Origin of the sequence: Paenibacillus sp. FSL H7-0690 (assembly GCF_037980415.1) — a bacterium.
Taxonomy (GTDB): domain Bacteria; phylum Bacillota; class Bacilli; order Paenibacillales; family Paenibacillaceae; genus Paenibacillus_AQ; species Paenibacillus_AQ odorifer.
In genome coordinates, this window is record NZ_CP150281.1 from 5443623 (window position 1) to 5462912 (window position 19290).

At 45.5% G+C, this 19290-nt stretch carries 16 protein-coding genes; 1 reads left to right on the forward strand and 15 read right to left on the reverse strand.

What is annotated here, in order from left to right; genetic code table 11:
• Window positions 1-810: 810 nt before the first annotated feature.
• The 10 genes from MHI32_RS23995 to MHI32_RS24040 form a co-directional block, all read right to left on the reverse strand.
• Window positions 811-2109 carry an NCS2 family permease gene (locus MHI32_RS23995; protein ID WP_036677630.1) on the reverse strand — a complete coding sequence of 433 codons (1299 nt, stop codon included), beginning with the start codon at window positions 2107-2109 and terminating at the stop codon, window positions 811-813.
• A gap of 239 nt (window positions 2110-2348) precedes the next feature.
• Window positions 2349-3104 (reverse strand): tRNA threonylcarbamoyladenosine dehydratase, encoded by a 756-nt coding sequence (locus tag MHI32_RS24000; protein ID WP_076130395.1) that lies wholly within the window; start codon window positions 3102-3104, stop codon window positions 2349-2351.
• A gap of 61 nt (window positions 3105-3165) precedes the next feature.
• Window positions 3166-4950: an aspartate--tRNA ligase gene (gene aspS, locus MHI32_RS24005; RefSeq protein WP_076193219.1), complete on the reverse strand. Its 1785-nt coding sequence runs from the start codon at window positions 4948-4950 to the stop codon at window positions 3166-3168.
• A 55-nt stretch (window positions 4951-5005) separates the two neighbouring features.
• Entirely contained in the window at window positions 5006-6259 is a 1254-nt protein-coding gene (gene hisS / locus MHI32_RS24010) for a histidine--tRNA ligase (protein ID WP_076304246.1), read from the reverse strand.
• A 203-nt stretch (window positions 6260-6462) separates the two neighbouring features.
• The gene (locus tag MHI32_RS24015; RefSeq protein ID WP_256716501.1) at window positions 6463-6588 is read right to left on the reverse strand and encodes a hypothetical protein; all 126 of its coding nucleotides are present in this window, start codon (window positions 6586-6588) and stop codon (window positions 6463-6465) included.
• A 367-nt stretch (window positions 6589-6955) separates the two neighbouring features.
• Entirely contained in the window at window positions 6956-7405 is a 450-nt protein-coding gene (locus MHI32_RS24020; protein ID WP_036677637.1) for a hypothetical protein, read from the reverse strand.
• 48 nt (window positions 7406-7453) lie between these two features.
• Window positions 7454-7963, reverse strand: a complete 510-nt coding sequence (locus MHI32_RS24025; protein ID WP_076105448.1) for a type 1 glutamine amidotransferase domain-containing protein — start codon at window positions 7961-7963, stop codon at window positions 7454-7456.
• A gap of 150 nt (window positions 7964-8113) precedes the next feature.
• On the reverse strand, window positions 8114-8269 hold the full coding sequence (locus MHI32_RS24030; RefSeq protein ID WP_175617366.1) for a hypothetical protein: 156 nt from the start codon (window positions 8267-8269) through the stop codon (window positions 8114-8116).
• A 134-nt stretch (window positions 8270-8403) separates the two neighbouring features.
• On the reverse strand, window positions 8404-8847 hold the full coding sequence (dtd, locus tag MHI32_RS24035; RefSeq protein WP_036677641.1) for a D-aminoacyl-tRNA deacylase: 444 nt from the start codon (window positions 8845-8847) through the stop codon (window positions 8404-8406).
• Window positions 8848-8868: 21 nt separating this feature from the next.
• Window positions 8869-11049 (reverse strand): bifunctional (p)ppGpp synthetase/guanosine-3',5'-bis(diphosphate) 3'-pyrophosphohydrolase, encoded by a 2181-nt coding sequence (locus MHI32_RS24040; RefSeq protein WP_036677643.1) that lies wholly within the window; start codon window positions 11047-11049, stop codon window positions 8869-8871.
• A 313-nt stretch (window positions 11050-11362) separates the two neighbouring features.
• Between MHI32_RS24040 and uraA the strand changes: the two genes are divergently transcribed.
• Complete coding sequence (uraA, locus tag MHI32_RS24045; protein WP_038572987.1) at window positions 11363-12676, forward strand: uracil permease; 1314 nt, start codon at window positions 11363-11365, stop codon at window positions 12674-12676.
• Between the two features lie 252 nt (window positions 12677-12928).
• Here the strand turns inward: uraA and MHI32_RS24050 are convergent, their stop codons facing one another.
• From MHI32_RS24050 to secD, 5 genes are all read right to left on the reverse strand, one after another.
• Entirely contained in the window at window positions 12929-13447 is a 519-nt protein-coding gene (locus tag MHI32_RS24050; protein WP_036677647.1) for an adenine phosphoribosyltransferase, read from the reverse strand.
• A gap of 145 nt (window positions 13448-13592) precedes the next feature.
• On the reverse strand, window positions 13593-15995 hold the full coding sequence (recJ, locus tag MHI32_RS24055; RefSeq protein ID WP_340011084.1) for a single-stranded-DNA-specific exonuclease RecJ: 2403 nt from the start codon (window positions 15993-15995) through the stop codon (window positions 13593-13595).
• A 29-nt stretch (window positions 15996-16024) separates the two neighbouring features.
• On the reverse strand, window positions 16025-16975 hold the full coding sequence (locus MHI32_RS24060) for a cation diffusion facilitator family transporter (RefSeq protein ID WP_340011085.1): 951 nt from the start codon (window positions 16973-16975) through the stop codon (window positions 16025-16027).
• Window positions 16976-17118: 143 nt separating this feature from the next.
• The gene (secF, locus tag MHI32_RS24065) at window positions 17119-18021 is read right to left on the reverse strand and encodes a protein translocase subunit SecF (RefSeq protein WP_052097271.1); all 903 of its coding nucleotides are present in this window, start codon (window positions 18019-18021) and stop codon (window positions 17119-17121) included.
• On the reverse strand, window positions 18011-19261 hold the full coding sequence (gene secD / locus MHI32_RS24070) for a protein translocase subunit SecD (RefSeq protein WP_036677653.1): 1251 nt from the start codon (window positions 19259-19261) through the stop codon (window positions 18011-18013). The genes secF and secD overlap by 11 nt, the downstream gene beginning before the upstream one ends.
• Window positions 19262-19290: the final 29 nt, after the last annotated feature.

Genomic DNA, 19290 nt, shown 5'->3' on the forward strand with positions numbered 1-19290 from the left:
GTTACCTCCTAAAAGTTTATCGAGCTTAAATTTTCATGCTCCTACGCCCATTTCTCACGCAAAAGGATACCCATTGTAGCACAATCAGCACTTAAATACCAAATCTTTCAAATGATTTGACTAAACTTATAAGTTGTTCTCCAACCTAAAGCACTTTGGTGCTCCTTAGCTCGCACAAGCGCAGAATGTTTGGGACAAACCAAAGGCTTTTTTGCCTTTGGTTTCGGCGTTCGCACGCATTTAGCTCCGATCAGAGGCTTTTTTGCCTCTGTTTTCGACGTTCGCACACGTTTAGCTCGAATCTGAGGCATTTTTGCCTTTAATTTCAGCGTTCGCTCACATTTAGCTCGCATCAGAGGCATTTTTGCCTCTGTTTTCGGCGTTCGCTCGCATTTCGCTCCAATCAGAGGCATTTTTGCCTTTGATTTCGACGTCCAGGCACATTTAGCTCGCATCAGAGGCATTTTCGCCTCTGTTTTCGACGCTTCCACGCATTTAGCCCCAATCAACGGTATTTATACCTTTGTTTTCGTCGTCTACGCGCATTTAGCCCCAATCAACGGTATTTATACCTTTGTTTTCTACGTCTACGCACATTTAGCCCCATTCATCGGTATTTATCCCTTAGATTTCGTCGTCTACACGCATTTAGCTCCAGTCAACGGTATTTATCCCTTTCTTTTCGACGTCTACGCACATTTGGCTCCAATCAGCGGCACAACGGCATTTACCTCTTTAATTTCAACGCTGGCTAATAGAGCTGATTAGTGTGCAACAGGTCCCTCGCAATCAAAGAAACTGGATGCCGCTCTATAGCACAGCCTGCAAAATAAAGTTAGCCACAAACAAACCAGCAATTCCATACAACGCAGGTGGCACTTCCTTCCCTTTGCCCAGCGCCAGCTTCACAATTGGGTAGGTAATAAAACCAAAAGCCATACCGTCCACGATGCTATAGGTGAATGGAATCATAACCATGATTAGAAAAGACGGGAACAGCTCGGTCAAATCACTTAAGTCCATCTCACGCACATTTTGTACCATTAGTCCGCCGATCACAATCAGGATCGGTGCGATCGCACTATCGGGAATATAGGATAACAGCGGTAGGAATAAGAAGGTCGCCCCGAATAGAAGCCCTGTCACCAGCGAGGTGAGACCCGAACGCCCGCCCGCAGCTATTCCTGCATTAGATTCTGCAGCGGCCACAACCGGACTGCTTCCGAAAAGACCCGCGGCGATATTAGCAAGCGAGAGCGCACGCAGGCTGCTTTTGAAGCGTTCTGGACGGCCTGCCATCATCGTCTGCGAGGCTACAAGACCGATATTTTCAAATACAACGATTAACAATAACAGGAATACAGCAATCCAGAACACCAGGCTCACAATGCCGCTCCAGTCCATTCCGAAAAATAGGCCGCCATAACCTGAGAATACATGCCCTGAGGCCTGTTTTTCCGGTGCATGTGCAGCTCCCAGCAGGTAGGCAAGTCCTGTACCGACCAGCATACTTATCAGCAGGCCTCCGTTAGTTCCCCGGATAAATAACACTAAAGCCAGCAATAAAGTCACACAGGATGTAATAACTGCAGGATCACTAAAATGTCCTATGGCAACAAAAGTAGTCTGATGGGCAATCACTATCCCACTCTTTTGCAGCCCTATAAAGGTCAGAAACAGCCCTATACCGACTGTAATGGCATGCTGCAGGTTTTGGGGAATTGCCTCACTAAGAATACGATAAAGTGATGTAAAGGCCACGATAGCGAATAACACGCCTGTTATAACGACTACAGTAAGCGCCTCTCTCCAGTCCAGTTTCATGGAATGAACAAGCGTATAAGTGAAAAATGCGTTAATCCCCATCCCGGGAACCACGATGATAGGCGTCTTCCCGCCAAAAGCCATCAGCAGACAGCCGGTAATTGCGGTCAACAGTGTAGCCACCATTGCCGGTCTAAGCGGCATCCCCGCGTCATGGAGAATCGTCGCATTCACCATAACAATATAAACTGAAGCAAAATAGGAGAGAATCCCTGCAGCCCATTCCCGTTTCCAGTCATTCTCAGGCGCAAGCCCCACACTATTTCGCCAAAAATTCGATTTCATGTACAAAAACCTCCACTGATATTAAGTTCCGCAGGCGGATATTACCCGGATTATAAATCTAATAATCAGCCGTTCATCCCGGTTCAGCTATTATGCCTATTTGTGGCCTGCTTCTTGCAGAACCCGCCTGTTTAACGACAACAAAAGGGCGTACGCAGCCGGATTCCAGCTACTCGCCCTTTTGTCCATTACTCTAATCCTATAACTATAATTGAAACAGCCTCAGCTCAGCGATTCACTTACAAGCTGACGCCTCCAGCCTCAAGCAAGTCACGCACGGCAACGCTGACCATAATTAGGCCGGCTACCGGTGGAACAAATGAATTGCTGGCTGGCGGTTGTTTCGCTTTACGTCGATCCGGCGCATTCTCCGGAACAATCTTGTCCGTAACATCCTGACGTGGCTTCATTGGCGGCTCCGTAGAGAAAACCACCTTCACGCCTTTCTTAATCCCATCCTTACGCAGCTTCTGGCGAATGACCCGGGCAATCGGATCATACGTTGTTTTGGAAATGTCCGCTACCTGGAATCTTGTAGGATCCATTTTGTTGGCAGCGCCCATGCTTGAGATCATAGGAATTCCACGTGCCAGACATTCTTTAATCAAATGGACCTTGTAGATAATCGTATCCGAGGCATCAATCACATAATCCGGTTTCAGCTTGAACAGTTCCTCATAGGTTTCTTCCGTATAGAACATGTTCAGCGCAATCGCTTCACATTCCGGATTAATCAGCTTCACACGGTCTACCATCAGTTCGGCCTTCTTTTGCCCAACCGTTGTAGTAAGTGCGTGGATCTGCCGATTTACATTGGTAATGTCGACGGAATCCTTATCAATCAGAATCAGTCTGCCGATCCCGCTACGAGCCAATGCCTCAACAGCCATACCGCCAACACCGCCGATACCAAGTACCGCTACTGTGCTGTTCTTCATAATCTCCAGACCTTCCGGTCCGATCGCCAGTTCCGTACGTGAGAACTGATGCAGCATGAGGTCAGCCTCCTTCAAAAGCTATGGCGAAGCAGAAATCTGCCTCGCCCGCTTTATTTAATTATTCTTTTTCTTTTTCTTTCTTTGGTTTAAGAGCCAGCTTAATATGCAGTTGCTCCAATTGTGAACCGTCTACTGGTGCAGGTGCATCCATAAGCAGGTCCGTTGCACTTGCCGTTTTCGGGAATGCGATGGTTTCGCGTAGATTTGTACGACCCGCCAGCAGCATAATTAGACGATCTAAACCGAAGGCAATACCACCATGTGGAGGTGTACCATATTCGAACGCATCCATCAGGTAACCAAATTTCTCGTAAGCAACCTCATCTGAGAAGCCGAGAGCTTGGAACATTTTTTCCTGTACTTCACGTTTGTAAATCCGCATGGAGCCGCCGCCTACTTCATAACCGTTCAGAACGATATCGTAGGCTTGTGCACGAATTGCACCTGGATCTGTGTCGAACAGATGCAGATCCTCTTCACGTGGACGAGTGAACGGATGGTGTTCTGCTACATAACGTTTCTGATCTTCATCATAACCAAGCAATGGGAAGTCAGTCACCCAAGCGAACTTGAACACATTATCGTCGATCAGACCCAGCTGACGTCCGATTTTGACACGAAGGGCGCCTAGAACGTCCGCTACAACCTTTTTGGTATCAGCGGAGAACAACAGTAGGTCACCTTCTTCAGCGCCTGTACGCTCCTTCACAGCTGCAATTTCTTCTTCAGTGAAGAATTTGACAATCGGTCCTTTGAACTCGCCGTCTTTCACTTGAATCCAAGCCAAACCTTTCGCTCCATAACGCGCAGCATAAGGTCCGAGATCATCGATTTCTTTACGAGTCCAAGTCCCACAGCCTTTAGCATTTAGACATTTCACTTCTCCGCCTTTTTCGATCACGGAAGCGAATACCTTTACGCCACTTGTGGCAACAATATCGTTCATTTCTACAAGCTCTAATCCAAAACGCAGGTCAGGTTTGTCTGAACCGTATTTGCCCATAGCCTCAGCATAAGTCAAACGTTGGAATGGAAGCTGAATATCCGCTCCTACAGTTTCTTTAAACAAACGCTGCATCAGGTTCTCCATCATGCCAAGCAGCTCATCCTGAGACAGGAATGAAGTCTCGATGTCCACTTGTGTAAATTCCGGCTGGCGGTCAGCACGCAAATCTTCATCACGGAAACAACGAGCAATTTGATAATAGCGTTCAACGCCACCCACCATCAATAGCTGCTTGTAGATTTGTGGAGATTGCGGCAATGCGAAAAATTCGCCTTCATGCACACGGCTTGGCACCAAATAATCACGAGCACCTTCCGGTGAGCTCTTAGTTAGGATTGGTGTTTCTACATCAATAAATCCTTCACTGTCAAGAAAGTCGCGGAAAATCTTAGAAGCTTTCGAGCGTAGCAACAGCGTTTTTTGCATTTCTGGACGACGCAGATCCAGGTAACGATATTTCAGGCGAAGAGATTCGTCTACTTCCACTCCATCTTCGATGAAGAATGGAGGAGTCTTAGCAGCGTTCAGCACTTCGATGTCTGTAATTTGAACTTCAATCTCACCTGTTGGCAGATTGCGGTTAATGGTTTCTTCATCACGTTTAACCACTTTTCCTTTGACAGCCAAAACATACTCACTGCGAACCTTATCCGCAATTTGCAGTGCTTCGCCGGAGTAGTCCGGGTTGAATACAACTTGCACAATACCGCTTCTGTCACGCAGGTCAATAAAAAGTACGCCCCCAAGGTCGCGGCGGGTCTGGACCCATCCGTTCAAGGTTACCGTTTGTCCAATATGTTCTGGTGTTAATTGCCCACAGTTATGACTTCTTTGCATAATTCACCATTCCCCTTTTTAGTTAAAAATAAGTTTCTATTTAAAAAGTCTTCTTCTATACCAACGCCTGAGCCAGCTCTTCGAGCTTCACAGTCTGCTGTTCCCCTGTGCTCATCGACTTCAGCGCAATTACACCATTCTTCAGCTCGTCTTCGCCAAGAATCGCAGTATAACGTGCCGACATACGGTCAGCTGACTTCATCTGTGCCTTCATCTTCCTGCCGAGGTAGTCGCGTTCTGCCGAGAACCCTTGGCTACGCAGAAAGTATAGCTGCTTGGAAATTTCAATGTCAGCCTCTTCGCCAAGAGCTACAAAATACACATCCAGTGGCTTTGCAGTCTCCAGTGCTACCTTCTGATCTTCCAGAATAAGAAGAATACGCTCCAGCCCGATCCCAAAACCAATACCCGGTTGATCCGGTCCACCGATTTCTTCAACCAAACCGTTGTAACGGCCTCCGCCGCCTACGGTATCAATAGAGCCAATGCCAGCTGCTTTATATTCAAACGCAGTATGCGTGTAATAATCCAAACCACGTACAAGACGAGGATTAATCGTGAACTCCACACCCATGATGTCGAGATGCATCTTAACCTTCTCAAAATGAGTTATGCATTCATCATCCAAACTGTCCAAAATGGAAGGCGCATCTGTAAATTTATCCTGATCCACCTTGCAATCCAGCACACGAAGCGGATTACGCTCGATTCGACGCTGACAGTCACTGCAGAGGTTATCCTTCATCGGTCTAAGGAATCCCAGCAGCTTCTCCCGGTAAGCCGCACGGCTTGGTGCATTACCCACGGAATTAAGCTCCACTCTTACATCCTTAAGACCTAGATCCTTATAGAATTGATAGCCCATAGAGATTACTTCTGCATCAATAGCCGGATCCACGGCCCCAAACGCCTCAATCCCAAACTGATGGAACTGGCGATATCTTCCGGCCTGCGGACGCTCATAACGGAACATAGGTCCGATATAATACAGCTTGCTTACATCAGGTTCACCGTATAGCTTGTTCTGAACGTAAGCCCGCACGACACCAGCCGTTCCTTCTGGACGAAGAGCCAAATCACGGTCGCCTTTGTCCTTGAACGTATACATTTCGCCTTCCACAATATCCGTTGTTTCGCCTACTCCACGTTCGAATAACCCTGTGTGCTCAAACATAGGTGTGCGAATTTCCCGGTAGTTAAAACGGCGGCATAAATCTCTGGCCTTCCCCTCAATATACTGCCATTTCTCCACAGCACCCGGAAGCACGTCCTGCGTTCCTGTTGGTTTCTCGAATCTTTCTTTAGCCACAGTCTATCCCTCCTAAAAAATAACCCCTCTAGAGCTGTTCTCTTCATCTGTTTCTATTGCAGAAAAAGCAAAAAATCCCTCGCCCTGTTTTATAAAAAAACAGGGACGAGGGATTATCATAACCAATAATACACCACGTGGTACCACCCACATTCCGGATCAGTAAAAATATACTGAAGCCGCTCAAAGCGGTTAACGCCCGCCTACGCGTAACGGCTACTGATCGCGGCAATCAATACTGCCCACTTTCGCCGTACGTTCTCGGGGAGGTCATTCATTCGCTCATCAACAGAATCCTTGCAGCCAAGCGATACCGGTTCATCATCCACTTAAGTAGATGTCATCCGAATCGACAAGGGATTCTTCTCTGGAGTTGTGGGTTCTCGAATTACTTGGTCCCGTCATCAAAACCATATGATAAAATCGTATATTGTTAATATTCTACTGAACTACTGCATTAAAGTCAAGGAAGTAAAAAGGATGCCTGGTATAAATTTTGACAGTTTCCGAGTTTTTTATTCAGCAATTATATTGTAACAAAAAAAATGACCTGCAGCCGAATGCTGCAGGTCCATCATCATATATTATTAAAAAGGGGGTCATGCCTTTATTATAAACACGCTATATTAAGGAATCATGTACGTAATATTACGATTATATTACATTCCATGAAAGCGGTTTATTTTTAATAGAATACTATTCGAATTGTTCAACATAGGCCCCTTTGCCCCGAAGGATTTCCACAACTTCATTATAATTCTCTTCTGCTATACTTAGCTCCATCACATAACGAAGTTCACTTAAATCCCCATCTTCGAGATCTCCTTCTGCCACGTTCGCACTAACCTGATCTTCATTCACACTATAATGTGTTTCAGGGTCAGCCCGAGTGTCAGAAGCGGCAATGCCAGGGACCAGCATAGCTCCAGCTGCAGGTGTGCTAGCCGTTCCAAGCGTTCCAGTTGTGCCTGCGACTACAGATGCACTATCCAGTGGAATGATTGGAAACAGAATATTACGATCATTGCCGATAGGGTCTGTGAGTGGCCAAACCTCCAAGCCATCCACCTTATAGCTAATCAATGCTGTTTTTGCGCCTTCTGCTTCATTTTCAGTTCTGAAATACGCTTGGATTTTTCTGCTCATTGCCATTACCTCCTTGGATTATAAGACTCTAATTTAAATATTGCTTATTTATTTCAGGACCTTCAATATTTCACGAACAAATGCAGGCTCATCTTTTGGTGTACGCGAAGTAATGTAATTGCGATCAACCACAACTTCCTCATCCTTAAACTCCGCGCCGGCATTCACAACATCATCCTTCAGCGGAGGATAAGAGGTAATGGTGCGTCCCTTAAGCAAGTCTGCACTGATCAGAATTTGTGGTCCGTGGCAAATAGAGGCGATAGGCTTGCCTGCTTCATTTGCTTCTTTTACAAACTTCAAAATATCAGCATTTTGCCGTAAATTCTCGGGGGAAGAACCACCCGGGATGACAATCGCGTCATAATCACTTGCTTGAACATCGGCGATCGCCTTGTCTGCTGCGTAGGAGACTTCTTTCTTTTTACCTAGCAAGGTCTCCCCTTTTTTCAAACCAATAATGTCAGCTTGATGTCCTGCCTTTATAATTTCATCATAAGGAACCTTCATTTCAGAATCTTCAAAATCATTAGCCAGTAAGAAAGCAACGTTACTCATGTAATAGTTTCTCCTCTCTGTCTTTAGCAATTAATGATGTTCTAATTATTCTTTCTTGTGGTCTATTACCCTTATGAGGATGCTTTCTAACCTTTAATCGGAAAAAAGGCTTCCTTCACAACACCGAAAAAGCCGCATTTTCCACCCGCTTCAGGTACGCGGCAAGAGATTGCGGCTTCTTCCTTTCATCACTAGTGGTTCGGTCTCGCCGTCTAGCTTTTTGGCTAATGCACAGGCTTCCATAGGACTCCCAGTCGGTAGTGCCGGGATACTTCTCCATACCCATGCCTTCTGTGATTGTCTCATTCTTAAACTCCCTGCCTTATGCGTGATATCTGCCTGCATTTAGTTTATCCAGCCCAAAGAAGCTCTATCCGCATAAAAAAAAGATGTCGAAAGTTAGCTCCGGCCAGAAGCAATCTTCGACATCCTCTATTTCGTTAGCTGCGGCTATCCAGAATGAGAGTAACTGGGCCCCAATTGGTCAGCGACACATCCATCATCGCTCCAAATATGCCCGTCTCCACCTGAAGACCTCCAGCTCTAAGCTCTTGATTAAAGTAATCATAAAGACGCTCGGCCTCCGCAGGAGCTGCAGCTCCCATGAAATTCGGCCGTCTTCCCTTACGGCAATCTCCGTATAAAGTAAACTGGGACACTGAAAGAATAGCCCCGTTAGTATCCGTGACACTATAGTTCATTTTGCCAGCATCATCTTCAAAAATACGCAGTCCAGCTATTTTATCCGCTAAATATTTGGCATCCTTCTCTGTATCTTCATGGGTAACGCCGACAAGCAGCATCAGGCCATTGCCAATCGCTCCGGTCACTGTCTCATCCACGGTTACTTTGGCGTCCTTACAACGCTGTACTACAACTCTCATCGCACTACTTCGCTCCTTGCCTTATTGCATGATCCGATTCACTGTATATACATCCTTGACTCGTTTCACTTTATCTACAACGGATTGCAGATGCTCCGTATTACGAATAAGGATGGTCATATGAATCATTGCCATCTTATTCTTGTCAGAGCGCCCAGTGACCGCTGAAATGTTCGTTTTGCTCTCGGACACAGCCTGCAGTACTTCATTGAGCAGTCCATTGCGATCATGGCCTGTAATCTCAATATCCACACTATAGTTTGCTTCCATCGTGCCTTCCCATTCCACTTCAATCACTCTAGCTGCTTCTTCTCCGTCACCTTCACCCGGAATGTTAGGACAATCCTGGCGGTGCACAGATACGCCCCGGCCCCGTGTAACATAACCTACAATGTCGTCACCCGGAACCGGGTTGCAACATCGTGCAAAACGAACAAGTAAGTTTTCAATTCCTTTTACACTAACGCCATTGGTGGGTTGATTTCGTCTCTCGCCGGAAGACTTGATCTCCTTCATCTCTGAAGTAAGCTCCAAGTGGTTAGCAGCTTCTTCCTGCTCCTTGCGCAGCTTCTCCGTCAAACGGGAGGCAATCTGCGAAGCGGTAATCCCACCAAAACCAACGGCAGACAACATATCCTCTACATCATTAAAAGCAAATTTTTTCGCAGCTTCCAACAGTTTTTCATCAGAAATCCACTCGGAAACTTCAACATTCAGGCGCTTCAGCTCACGTTCAATCGCTTCGCGACCTTTTTCGACATTTTCCTCACGTTTTTCTTTTTTGAACCATTGTTTAATTTTGCTTCTTGCGTGAGAGGATTGTGCAATTTTGAGCCAGTCACGGCTAGGTCCGTAAGAATGCTTAGACGTCAAAATCTCAACAATATCACCCGTCTTCAGCTTGTGATCAAGCGGCACGATCCGCCCATTCACCTTGGAACCAATTGTACGATTGCCCACTTCTGTATGAATGCGGAACGCGAAGTCAAGAGGCACAGAACCGGCAGGAAGCTCGATAACCTCACCTTTAGGAGTAAATACAAACACGAGGTCTGAGAAAAAATCCATTTTTAGTGATTTTACGAACTCTTCGGCATCCTTAGCTTCATGCTGCAGCTCCAATATTTCGCGAAAGAAAGGCATCCGATTCTCCGGATTAGCATTATTACTGCTGCCTTCTTTGTATGCCCAGTGTGCGGCTATCCCGTATTCTGCCGTGCGGTGCATTTCCCAGGTGCGAATTTGCACCTCAGTAGGCTCTCCGCCTGGTCCTACCACAGTAGTATGCAGAGATTGATACATATTGGCTTTTGGCATAGCTATATAATCTTTAAAACGCCCCGGCATTGGCTTCCATAAGGTATGAATAATTCCAAGGGTTGCATAACAGTCCTTAATATTATCCACAATGATACGAATGGCCAGCAGGTCATAAATTTCATTAAACTGCTTGTTTTTTGTGCTCATTTTGTTATAAACACTGTAAATATGCTTCGGGCGACCGGAAAGATCACCTTCAATGCCCATTTCATCCAGCTTGGCACGAATACGGCCAATTACGCTGTCGATAAATTGCTCACGTTCAGCCCGCTTCTTATGCACCAGATTAGCAATCCGGTAATACTGCTGCGGGTTCAAGTAACGAAGCGCAATATCCTCCATCTCCCACTTAATCGCGGAAATCCCCAGCCGGTCAGCTACAGGACAGAAGATCTCCAACGTCTCATAAGAAATACGGCGCTGGCTCTCTTCAGATTGGTATTTTAACGTTCGCATATTATGCAGACGGTCCGCCAGTTTAATGACAATGACCCGGATATCCTGGGCCATAGCAATAAACATTTTGCGGTAATTCTCGTTCTGCTGCTCTTCCTTTGAGCGAAAGCGAATGCGTTCCAGCTTCGTTAAGCCGTCAACAAGCATTGCGCAGGTATCGCCAAATTTAGCGCGGATTTGTTCCAGTGAGACCGTCGTATCTTCCACCACATCATGCAAAAGCGCTGCAACAATAGATATAACATCCATTTGCATATTGACGACAATATCTGCCACCGCCAGCGGATGCAGAATGTATGGCTCCCCCGACTTGCGGATCTGCCCGTGATGAGCCTGATCGGCAAATTCATAAGCTTCCCGGATGCGGAGAAGATCTTTATCTTTTATATAGGCGCCAGCCTTATCAATTAATCGCTCAATGCCCATTCTCGTCGTATCCGATTCCTTTCTATAATAAAATGAACCCGCAACTGTTCAAAAATCTGCAGGTTCCAATCATTTCATTTGTCCAAGCTTACTTACGCCCTTATTCAAAGTTGTCTATAATTATGAGGCTTAAGGAGGATTACGTCAACACTTGCCATCTCATGGTATTCCAGAAGTAAAAGTAATTAAATTCGGACAAATTAATAACACTTGTGAAAATGTTGTTGTAAAAAAGCCAAGTTCTATTTAATCTAGTAAAGGCGGATTTTCGCCGGACAACCTAATATCAGATAAGAAAGAGGAGTGAACTCCATTGCAACGCGAAATTCAAGTTAACGAAAAACTTCCATGGGGCCCAGGCTTTCTATTAAGTCTCCAGCATTTGTTTGCCATGTTTGGCAGTACAGTGCTAGTGCCTAACTTGTTCGGGGTCGACCCTGGAATGATTTTGCTTATGAATGGTATCGGTACATTGCTGTACATTTGGATCTGTCGTGGTAAAATCCCTGCGTACCTTGGTTCCAGCTTTGCCTTTATTGCACCGGTATTGTCAGTACTCAGTCGTTACCCAAATGATCACATGAAAGGATACTCGCTTGCTTTGGGTGCTTTTATCGTCACTGGTATTATATTCGTGCTCGTGGCATTGATCATTCGTTATGCAGGAACCAAATGGATTGATGTTGTTTTCCCTCCGGCAGTAATGGGAGCTATCGTAGCTACGATCGGACTTGAACTTGTACCTGTTGCCGCACGAATGGCAGGACTTATTGCTCCTGAAGGCGTTGCAGTTGCAGACTGGACTCCAGATGGCAAAACAATCGCACTTTCTATGGTGACACTTGGTGTAACTGTAATTGGAGCTGTACTCTTCCGCGGTTTTCCAAAAATCATTCACATCCTTATTGGTATCGTCACTGGTTATGGTTTAGCATATATTTTGAAAATGGTGGATACCGCTGCTATCTCTAATGCAAAATTTTTAGCGCATCCTTCCATTGTTACTCCTTCATTTGATTGGAATGTAATATTCACTATTATCCCGGTATCATTAGTTGTTATTGTTGAGCATATTGGACATTTACTTGTTACAAGCAATATTGTCGGCAGAGACTTGGCAAAAGATCCTGGACTTGACCGCTCTCTGATGGGGAACGGGATATCTACAATTATCTCCGGTTTTATCGGTTCTACTCCAAATACAACCTACGGTGAAAATATCGGGGTTATGGCGTTGACTAAAGTATATTCGGTATATGTAATCGGCGGCGCAGCGGTGATTGCTATTCTGCTTTCTTTCTCTGGTACTTTCTCCTCCGTCATCGCTAATATTCCAACCCCTGTAATGGGTGGTGTATCCCTGTTGCTGTTTGGTGTAATTGCGGCTTCCGGATTACGTATTTTCGTTGAGCAAAAAGTTGATTTTTCCAAGGCTACGAACATGATCATGGCTACGTTGGTACTCGTTGTCGGAATCAGTGGTACAACCCTTACTATGGGCAACGTTAAACTAAGTGGTATGGCGCTGGCTACAATTGTTGGTATCGTATTGGCATTGTTCTTCAAACTCATTGAAGTGCTTGGACTGTCTAATGATGGCGGAGAAAGTGATAAAACTGCCCATTAATCGATTGTAAAAATAGAATTTTAAAAAAGCTGCTCCAACATCCATTTATGGACTTGGGCAGCTTTTTTTATTAACGCAGATACAAAACAGCAACTCTCCGCCACAAGGCAGACAGCTGCTGTTATTATCTTACATTTTCCAATTAATGTTTAACTTCCACACTTTGCGTCACGCGCTAATCTTTGCACTTTTCAGCATAATTCGAGCGCCGAATCCCCGTTTATTTCCCGGGAAAAGACAAACTTTACAAGATTAATCCTCGTAATTCACCAAGGAAAGAACTTCAACTCCAGAAAGCTTATTACGCCCAGCAAGCTCAACCAGCTCAATCAGAAAAGCAGCACCTACCACTTTACCGCCAAGCTGTTCTACAAGGTTAACCGAAGTAGCAATGGTTCCACCAGTAGCCAATAAATCATCAGCGATCAATACTTTTTGACCAGGCTTGATGGCATCTGTGTGAACAGCAAGGGTGTCCTTGCCATACTCAAGATCATAACCTACCTCTATAGTCTCATATGGAAGCTTGCCGCTTTTACGAATCGGCACAAAACCTACTCCCATCGCATAAGCAAGAGGTGCTCCAACTACGAAGCCACGTGCTTCTGGTCCAGCGATAACGTCGATTTCCAAATGCGCTACGAGAGCTTTCAACGCGTCAATCGCTTGGCGGTAAGCCTCACCGTCTTTAAGCAATGTGGTGATATCTTTAAAACTAATACCTTCTTTAGGGAAATCAGGAATCACACGAATACTATCTTTAAAATCCAAATTTATCATCTCCTATAAGTTTTGTAAGCATAAGCTACAGTGATTTCAGATCGGCAAAACTTGCTTCGTAAGCATTCGCTTTGTTATATGAGCGTTGCATTTTTATACACCATTGGGTAAGCTCAGCAGCTCATATTTGCATGGATTATGATACGCCTAAACGACGCGATAACATCCAGTCCTGTAACTCTGACAGGCTGCCCTCCATGAAGTATTGCTCCATCTCCGCCATCTGTCCCAGTCTAACAAAATGACTCGATGCTGTCAGACTTTTAGCTACTGGCTGAGTAATAAACGCCACACTTCCCTGACTTCTTTTAATAAAATCAAGCTCCTCAAACACATCAAGCATGTTGTTAAGCATGCGGATACTTAACGAGGACTGGCGGCTTAACCGCAGCAAAACTTCGTTCTCAGGCGTTGCAACTGAGGTGATCGAAGCCAACAGTTTATATAGTATTTTGAAATGATCCCGCGTCGGAGTAATAAGTCGTTCTCGGCCATCCTTGATAGAATGCAATAACGCAATATTATCAGCATTAGGGAAGGTTTGGAGCAGCGCATCCAGTTGTTCAGGAGTCTCCGGCATATCCAGTATGCATAACAGAGAGACATGCCCTGACTCCTGAAGGGGCTCATCCTTAACAGCAGCGCTAATGCCAGCTTCTTTATCATATACCCATAAAGACATTCCTATCAATTCACTTGCAGGCGTACTACGTCCGTTCTGAAACACTGCAGCAGCTCGATACGGACCCGCACCACTATAAGGAAGAAGTAGTTCTCTAATATGTGCGGCTTGCCGTACGGCGTCAGCAGCACCACGAAGATCGAATAACTGGGCATCCTGCACAGATAAATCCTGCAGCATCAGCTGTGATTTGCGTGAGCCATTCCATTCATTGATCGACAGCTCAGCTAACACGTTGATCGTAGTACCCGCCGGTAGCAGCCTGGATAAAGCGCCTTTACCAAACGCCAAGGCTTCAATGCTGTTTTTCCCCTGCTGCAATACAATCTTCAGGTGTTTTCCATCTTGACCCATTGTACGTGTCTCTTTCACGGTAGCCCCACGAATAATAAACTTCGGCAACGGATTAGACATTCCGAAAGGTGCAAGCCTTTCCAATTCTAGCGCGGTCTGCAGTGATAAATCCGAGATTGACACCTCTGCATCAGCGGAAGCAACAGGAACGAAATGCTCTGGCGTTAACACCCCGGACGCATATTCATTTAATGCTGCAGCAAAGGCTTCTAATCCATCCCGATGCAGGCTCATTCCCGCAGCGGCTGGATGACCTCCAAAATGATCCATTAAATCAGAACAAGAAGAAAGTGCAGCGTAGATATCAAGTCCAGGTATGGAGCGAGCAGAACCTTTGCACATTCCGGTCTCTGGATGTATATCCAGAATGATCACAGGCCGATAATAACGCTCCAGTAGTTTGGAAGCCACTATACCTACCACACCTACATTCCAGCCATGATCAGCAAGAACAATGATGTCTGGGATTTCGCCACCCTGTGTCATCTGCTCCAGCTTGGCAGTGGCCTCAACAACAATTCTTTCTACCACCAATTGGCGTTCTTTGTTAAGCAGGTCAAGCTCTCCAGCTAGCTGCTCTGCCTCAGCCGCATGCTCGGTAGTGAGGAGGGACACAGCCCGTCCAGCATGATCCAGGCGACCACTGGCATTGATGCGCGGCGCCATGCCAAAAGCGATATTGACCGCACTCACAGTGCTCATGTTCACACCGCTGACAGCGAGTAAGGCACGAATCCCCGGGAAACTTGAATGCCGCATACTTTCCAAGCCATTTCTAACAATCTCACGGTTCTCGCCAAGCAGCGGCATTAAATCCGCAACCGTTCCTATCGCTGCAATCTCTGCCCATTCTGTGGGAGTCTCTTCCCCTAGAATAGCCTGAGCAAGCTTATAAGCCACACCTACACCCGCTAATCCTTTGAACGGATAAGGGCAATCTGGCAGCTTGGGATTAATAAGCGTATAGGCCTCTGGCAAAAGCTCAGGAGGTTCATGGTGATCCGTAACGATCACATCGATCCCCAGTTCATTAGCGTAAGCAACCTGATGATAAGCGCTAATGCCAGTATCTACTGTAATGATTAAGGAGACACCTTGCTGTAAAGCCCAATCCAGGGCATGATTATGCAGCCCATAACCCTCGTTAGAGCGGTGTGGGATATAAATATCAAAGGAAGCGCCTAAATAGCGCAGCAGATGAATCATAAGTGCTGTGCTGGACACCCCGTCGGCATCATAATCGCCATAAATAAGAATATGTTCTTCATCTTTTAAAGCCTTTCTAATTCTAGGAACCGCTTCAGCCATTCCTTTGAGTAGGAACGGATCATGCTGTTCTTCCTCACTGCCATCCATGAAGCTTAGAGCTTCATGAGGCGTGTTCATTCCTCTATTTACTAATAGTGAGGATAAGAGTGGAGAAATAGAAAGGCTCCGGGCCATATCCCTAACTGTGTCGGGATTGGCTGCCGGAGATTGCCATCTTGTTTTTGAATAAAGCAATAGAACTCACCTTTCTCTCACCTTGCAAACTACTGAAGCAACGTAGGAATATCATTATCCGGCAATTCATAATTGCTTTTGTACGGATAGCCGGGATCATAAGGAACAACGTCCATATGCACCTCACCGACATGAACAAACCGGTGCTGCAGCAGCTTCCTAGCGCATTCCGAAATATCCTGTGCTTCCATCACCGTAATCCGCGGATTTACACTGATTTTCACTTGAAGATTCACATAATTCCCTTGCTCAAGTGCCTTCAAATATTCTACGCGAATGACGCCATGAACACGTTGCACTGTTTCAATAAAATTAGCGGCTTCCTCCGAAGGAAGCTCCTGCGCATTTTTAGTGTTAATAGAGCTAGCAATGAGTGAATAGCCTTTACGAAGAATTAAAACTCCGGTTAAGAGTGCAGCAATAGGATCCATATAAGATAGAGGATGCCAATAGGTACCACCCATGGATAACGAAATTCCGACTAATACTGTGATAGATGTATATAAGCTGAAACGATGACTATTAACATATGCAGCATGACTGCCATCACCTATTTTTTTAAAGTAGCGATATTGATATTGAAAAACAGCTTCTTTAAACACAATAGATACTAAGACGGTTACAAACGCCAGCTGTCCGTGTGTAGATGATTTTCCATCTGTTAAGTCGCGGATTGCAGAGAATGCGATCTGCAGTCCCCCCATAAGAATAAATACCGAAAATAGTATAGCCAGCAGCGGCTCCTTAGTGCCCCGCCGTTCTTCGATCCGTTGCTTACTCTTTCTCCCTTGCTCAGAGCGCCACGGAAGAATATCCGCCAGTTTAGCTGCTGCATCTGCTCCGGAATACAAAGCATCCCCCATTAATGCCTTGCTCCCTGAAATATAGCCAAAACTCCCCTTAGCTACTGCCAAAGTAACATCGCTAATGATCCCTGTCCAAGCAACCGTCTCGCTTTGCGGTGATCGTTCTTTATTCATACGAGGCCCTCCTTACCAATAGCAAGTAATCTCATGATGATTCAATACACATGACATGACCCTAAAGATTTCGAAAGCCGCGTCGCATTTGACGCGGCTTTCTTAAACGTATAAGAAAAGTAGAACTTCGATGCTAATTTCTTCTAACCTTTATTCGGGCTGCTCTTCACTTTAACCTTCTCACGCTTTTTAAGCACTAACCAGAGTGGACTTGCAATAAAGATGGAAGAGTAAGCTCCGAAGAGCAAACCGATTACCATCGCAAGCGAGAACATCTTAATCGACTCGCCTCCGAACAATAACAGGAAGAACGCCGCAATAAATACGGTAAATGCAGTATAGAGAGAACGCATGAGCGTTTGAGCCACACTTTTGTTCACAAGGTGTTTCAAGTCTTCATAAGTTTTCTGTTTACCAAAACGTAAATTCTCACGGATACGGTCAAAGATAACGATCGTATCATTGATGGAATAACCGATGATCGTAAGCACCGCTACAATGAACGTCAAATCCACTTCCAAGCGGAAGATAGAGAAGAGCGCGACTACGATAAAGGCATCATGGAGCAAGGCCACAATCGATGCCACGGCGAAACGCCATTCAAAACGAATACTTACATAAATAATAATCCCCAGACAAGAAATCAGAACTGCATAAATAGCATTACGTGCCAATTCTTTAGCCATTTCAGTGTCCACGGTGTTAATTTCAAATGATGCTTTGTCATCCAGCTTAAGGATTTCAGCTTTTAGGGCTTCATCTTGAGCCTCATCAAGAACTTCGTCATAACGAATATTCACACGCTGATCACCAAACGAAATCGTCGGTTCATGATCGACATCGATTGCACTAGTTGCAGTCTTAACCTGATCCAAGTTCAAATTCTTGGATAGGGAGATGTCCACATTAGATCCAGCTTTAAAGTCAACGCTGTAATTCAGGCCAAATGTTGCCAGGAAAATCAATCCTGCTACTGTCAATGCGATAGAGAAAATATAGAAATATTTACTCAAATGTACGAAATCAAGCTCTTTCTTAAAGCGCACGGATTTCACTCTCCTTAACACCGAAGCTCTTCGGTTTGTTCAGCTTACCCGCTTTGACAAGCTGGCTAAGCAACCAGTGGGAGAAATAAAGATTCGTGGCGATACTCAGCACGATTTCTACAATCAGCACCAATGCAAAGCCTTTGACCGCACCTGTACCGAAGGCAAACATAACTGCTGCCACAATAATAGTAGTCACATTGGAGTCCATTACTGTCCGGAAAGAGGATTTATTCCCTGCCTTAACGGAGGACAGTATACTTTTTCCACTGCGCATTTCTTCCCTTATCCGTTCGTTGGTAATGATATTGGCATCGACCGCCATACCTATACCCAGAATAAATGCGGCTATACCAGGCAGCGTCAAGGTGAAGTCCGCGAAGACGAAGACCGCAATTAGCGCCCATGTATGCAAGAGCAAGGCAAAACTAGCCAAAAGACCTGGCAAACGATACATTCCGATCATGAAAATAAGGATAATCACAGAAGCCAGCAGACCTGCTCGAATCGTTTGATCAAGCGATTGCTTACCCAGGGTAGCACCCACACTTTGGGAATATTTCTCCGTCAGCTTCAGTGGCAATGCACCTAGGTTAATCGTGTCTGCAAGTTCGCGCGCTTCCTTAATTGTATAGTTACCAGAAATAGAAGCACTGCCATCGGTAAGTACTGCTTGTACCGTAGGGTCAGATAGTTTGTTCTCATCCAAGTAAATTGCGAGATTCTTTCCCAAGAGACGTTTAGTAATCTCTGCAAATTTGTCCTTGTCCTTAATCTTGATGCTGATGATTGGCTGATTCAGGTTATCCCGTCCAACTTCTGCAGCACCTTCAACAAAATCACTACCTACCAGTTCGATTTTGCTGTAAGTTCCCTCAGCGTCACCTTCAGCAGCACTACGGAAAGTCAGAACTGCAGGTTCCTTCATTTTTTTACGAACCTCGGCTTCATCCGTTACGCCCGCAATTTTCAAACGGATACGGTCCGTACCTTCAGTAGTTACCTCTGGTTCACTTGTTCCGAGCGCATTCGCCCGTTTTTCTAAGCTTTCCGCTGTCTTCAGCAGAGAAGCTCGGGACAATGCTGCTCCCGCTTCCATAGGCTCAGCATGATACAAAATCTCAAATCCGCCTTTCAGGTCAAGACCAAGTCTAACCTTGTCCAGCAGTCCAGGAGTAGTAAATGCCATAACGCCTGTCAAAACGAGCACGGTAATAAAAAAGCCCATTAGTCTCTTCATGCTCTAGCTAGTTCCCCTTTCATTAACTC

Bases quoted from the DNA above. Each gene is read 5' to 3' on its own strand.
- MHI32_RS23995 (WP_036677630.1), bottom strand. From the start codon at position 2,109: ATGAAATCGAATTTTTGGCGAAATAGTGTGGGGCTTGCGCCTGAGAAT.
- MHI32_RS24000 (WP_076130395.1), bottom strand. From the start codon at position 3,104: ATGCTGCATCAGTTCTCACGTACGGAACTGGCGATCGGACCGGAAGGT.
- aspS (WP_076193219.1), bottom strand. From the start codon at position 4,950: ATGCAAAGAAGTCATAACTGTGGGCAATTAACACCAGAACATATTGGA.
- MHI32_RS24020 (WP_036677637.1), bottom strand. From the start codon at position 7,405: ATGAGCAGAAAAATCCAAGCGTATTTCAGAACTGAAAATGAAGCAGAA.
- MHI32_RS24025 (WP_076105448.1), bottom strand. From the start codon at position 7,963: ATGAGTAACGTTGCTTTCTTACTGGCTAATGATTTTGAAGATTCTGAA.
- MHI32_RS24030 (WP_175617366.1), bottom strand. From the start codon at position 8,269: ATGAGACAATCACAGAAGGCATGGGTATGGAGAAGTATCCCGGCACTA.
- dtd (WP_036677641.1), bottom strand. From the start codon at position 8,847: ATGAGAGTTGTAGTACAGCGTTGTAAGGACGCCAAAGTAACCGTGGAT.
- MHI32_RS24040 (WP_036677643.1), bottom strand. From the start codon at position 11,049: ATGGGCATTGAGCGATTAATTGATAAGGCTGGCGCCTATATAAAAGAT.
- MHI32_RS24060 (WP_340011085.1), bottom strand. From the start codon at position 16,975: ATGAATAAAGAACGATCACCGCAAAGCGAGACGGTTGCTTGGACAGGG.
- secD (WP_036677653.1), bottom strand. From the start codon at position 19,261: ATGAAGAGACTAATGGGCTTTTTTATTACCGTGCTCGTTTTGACAGGC.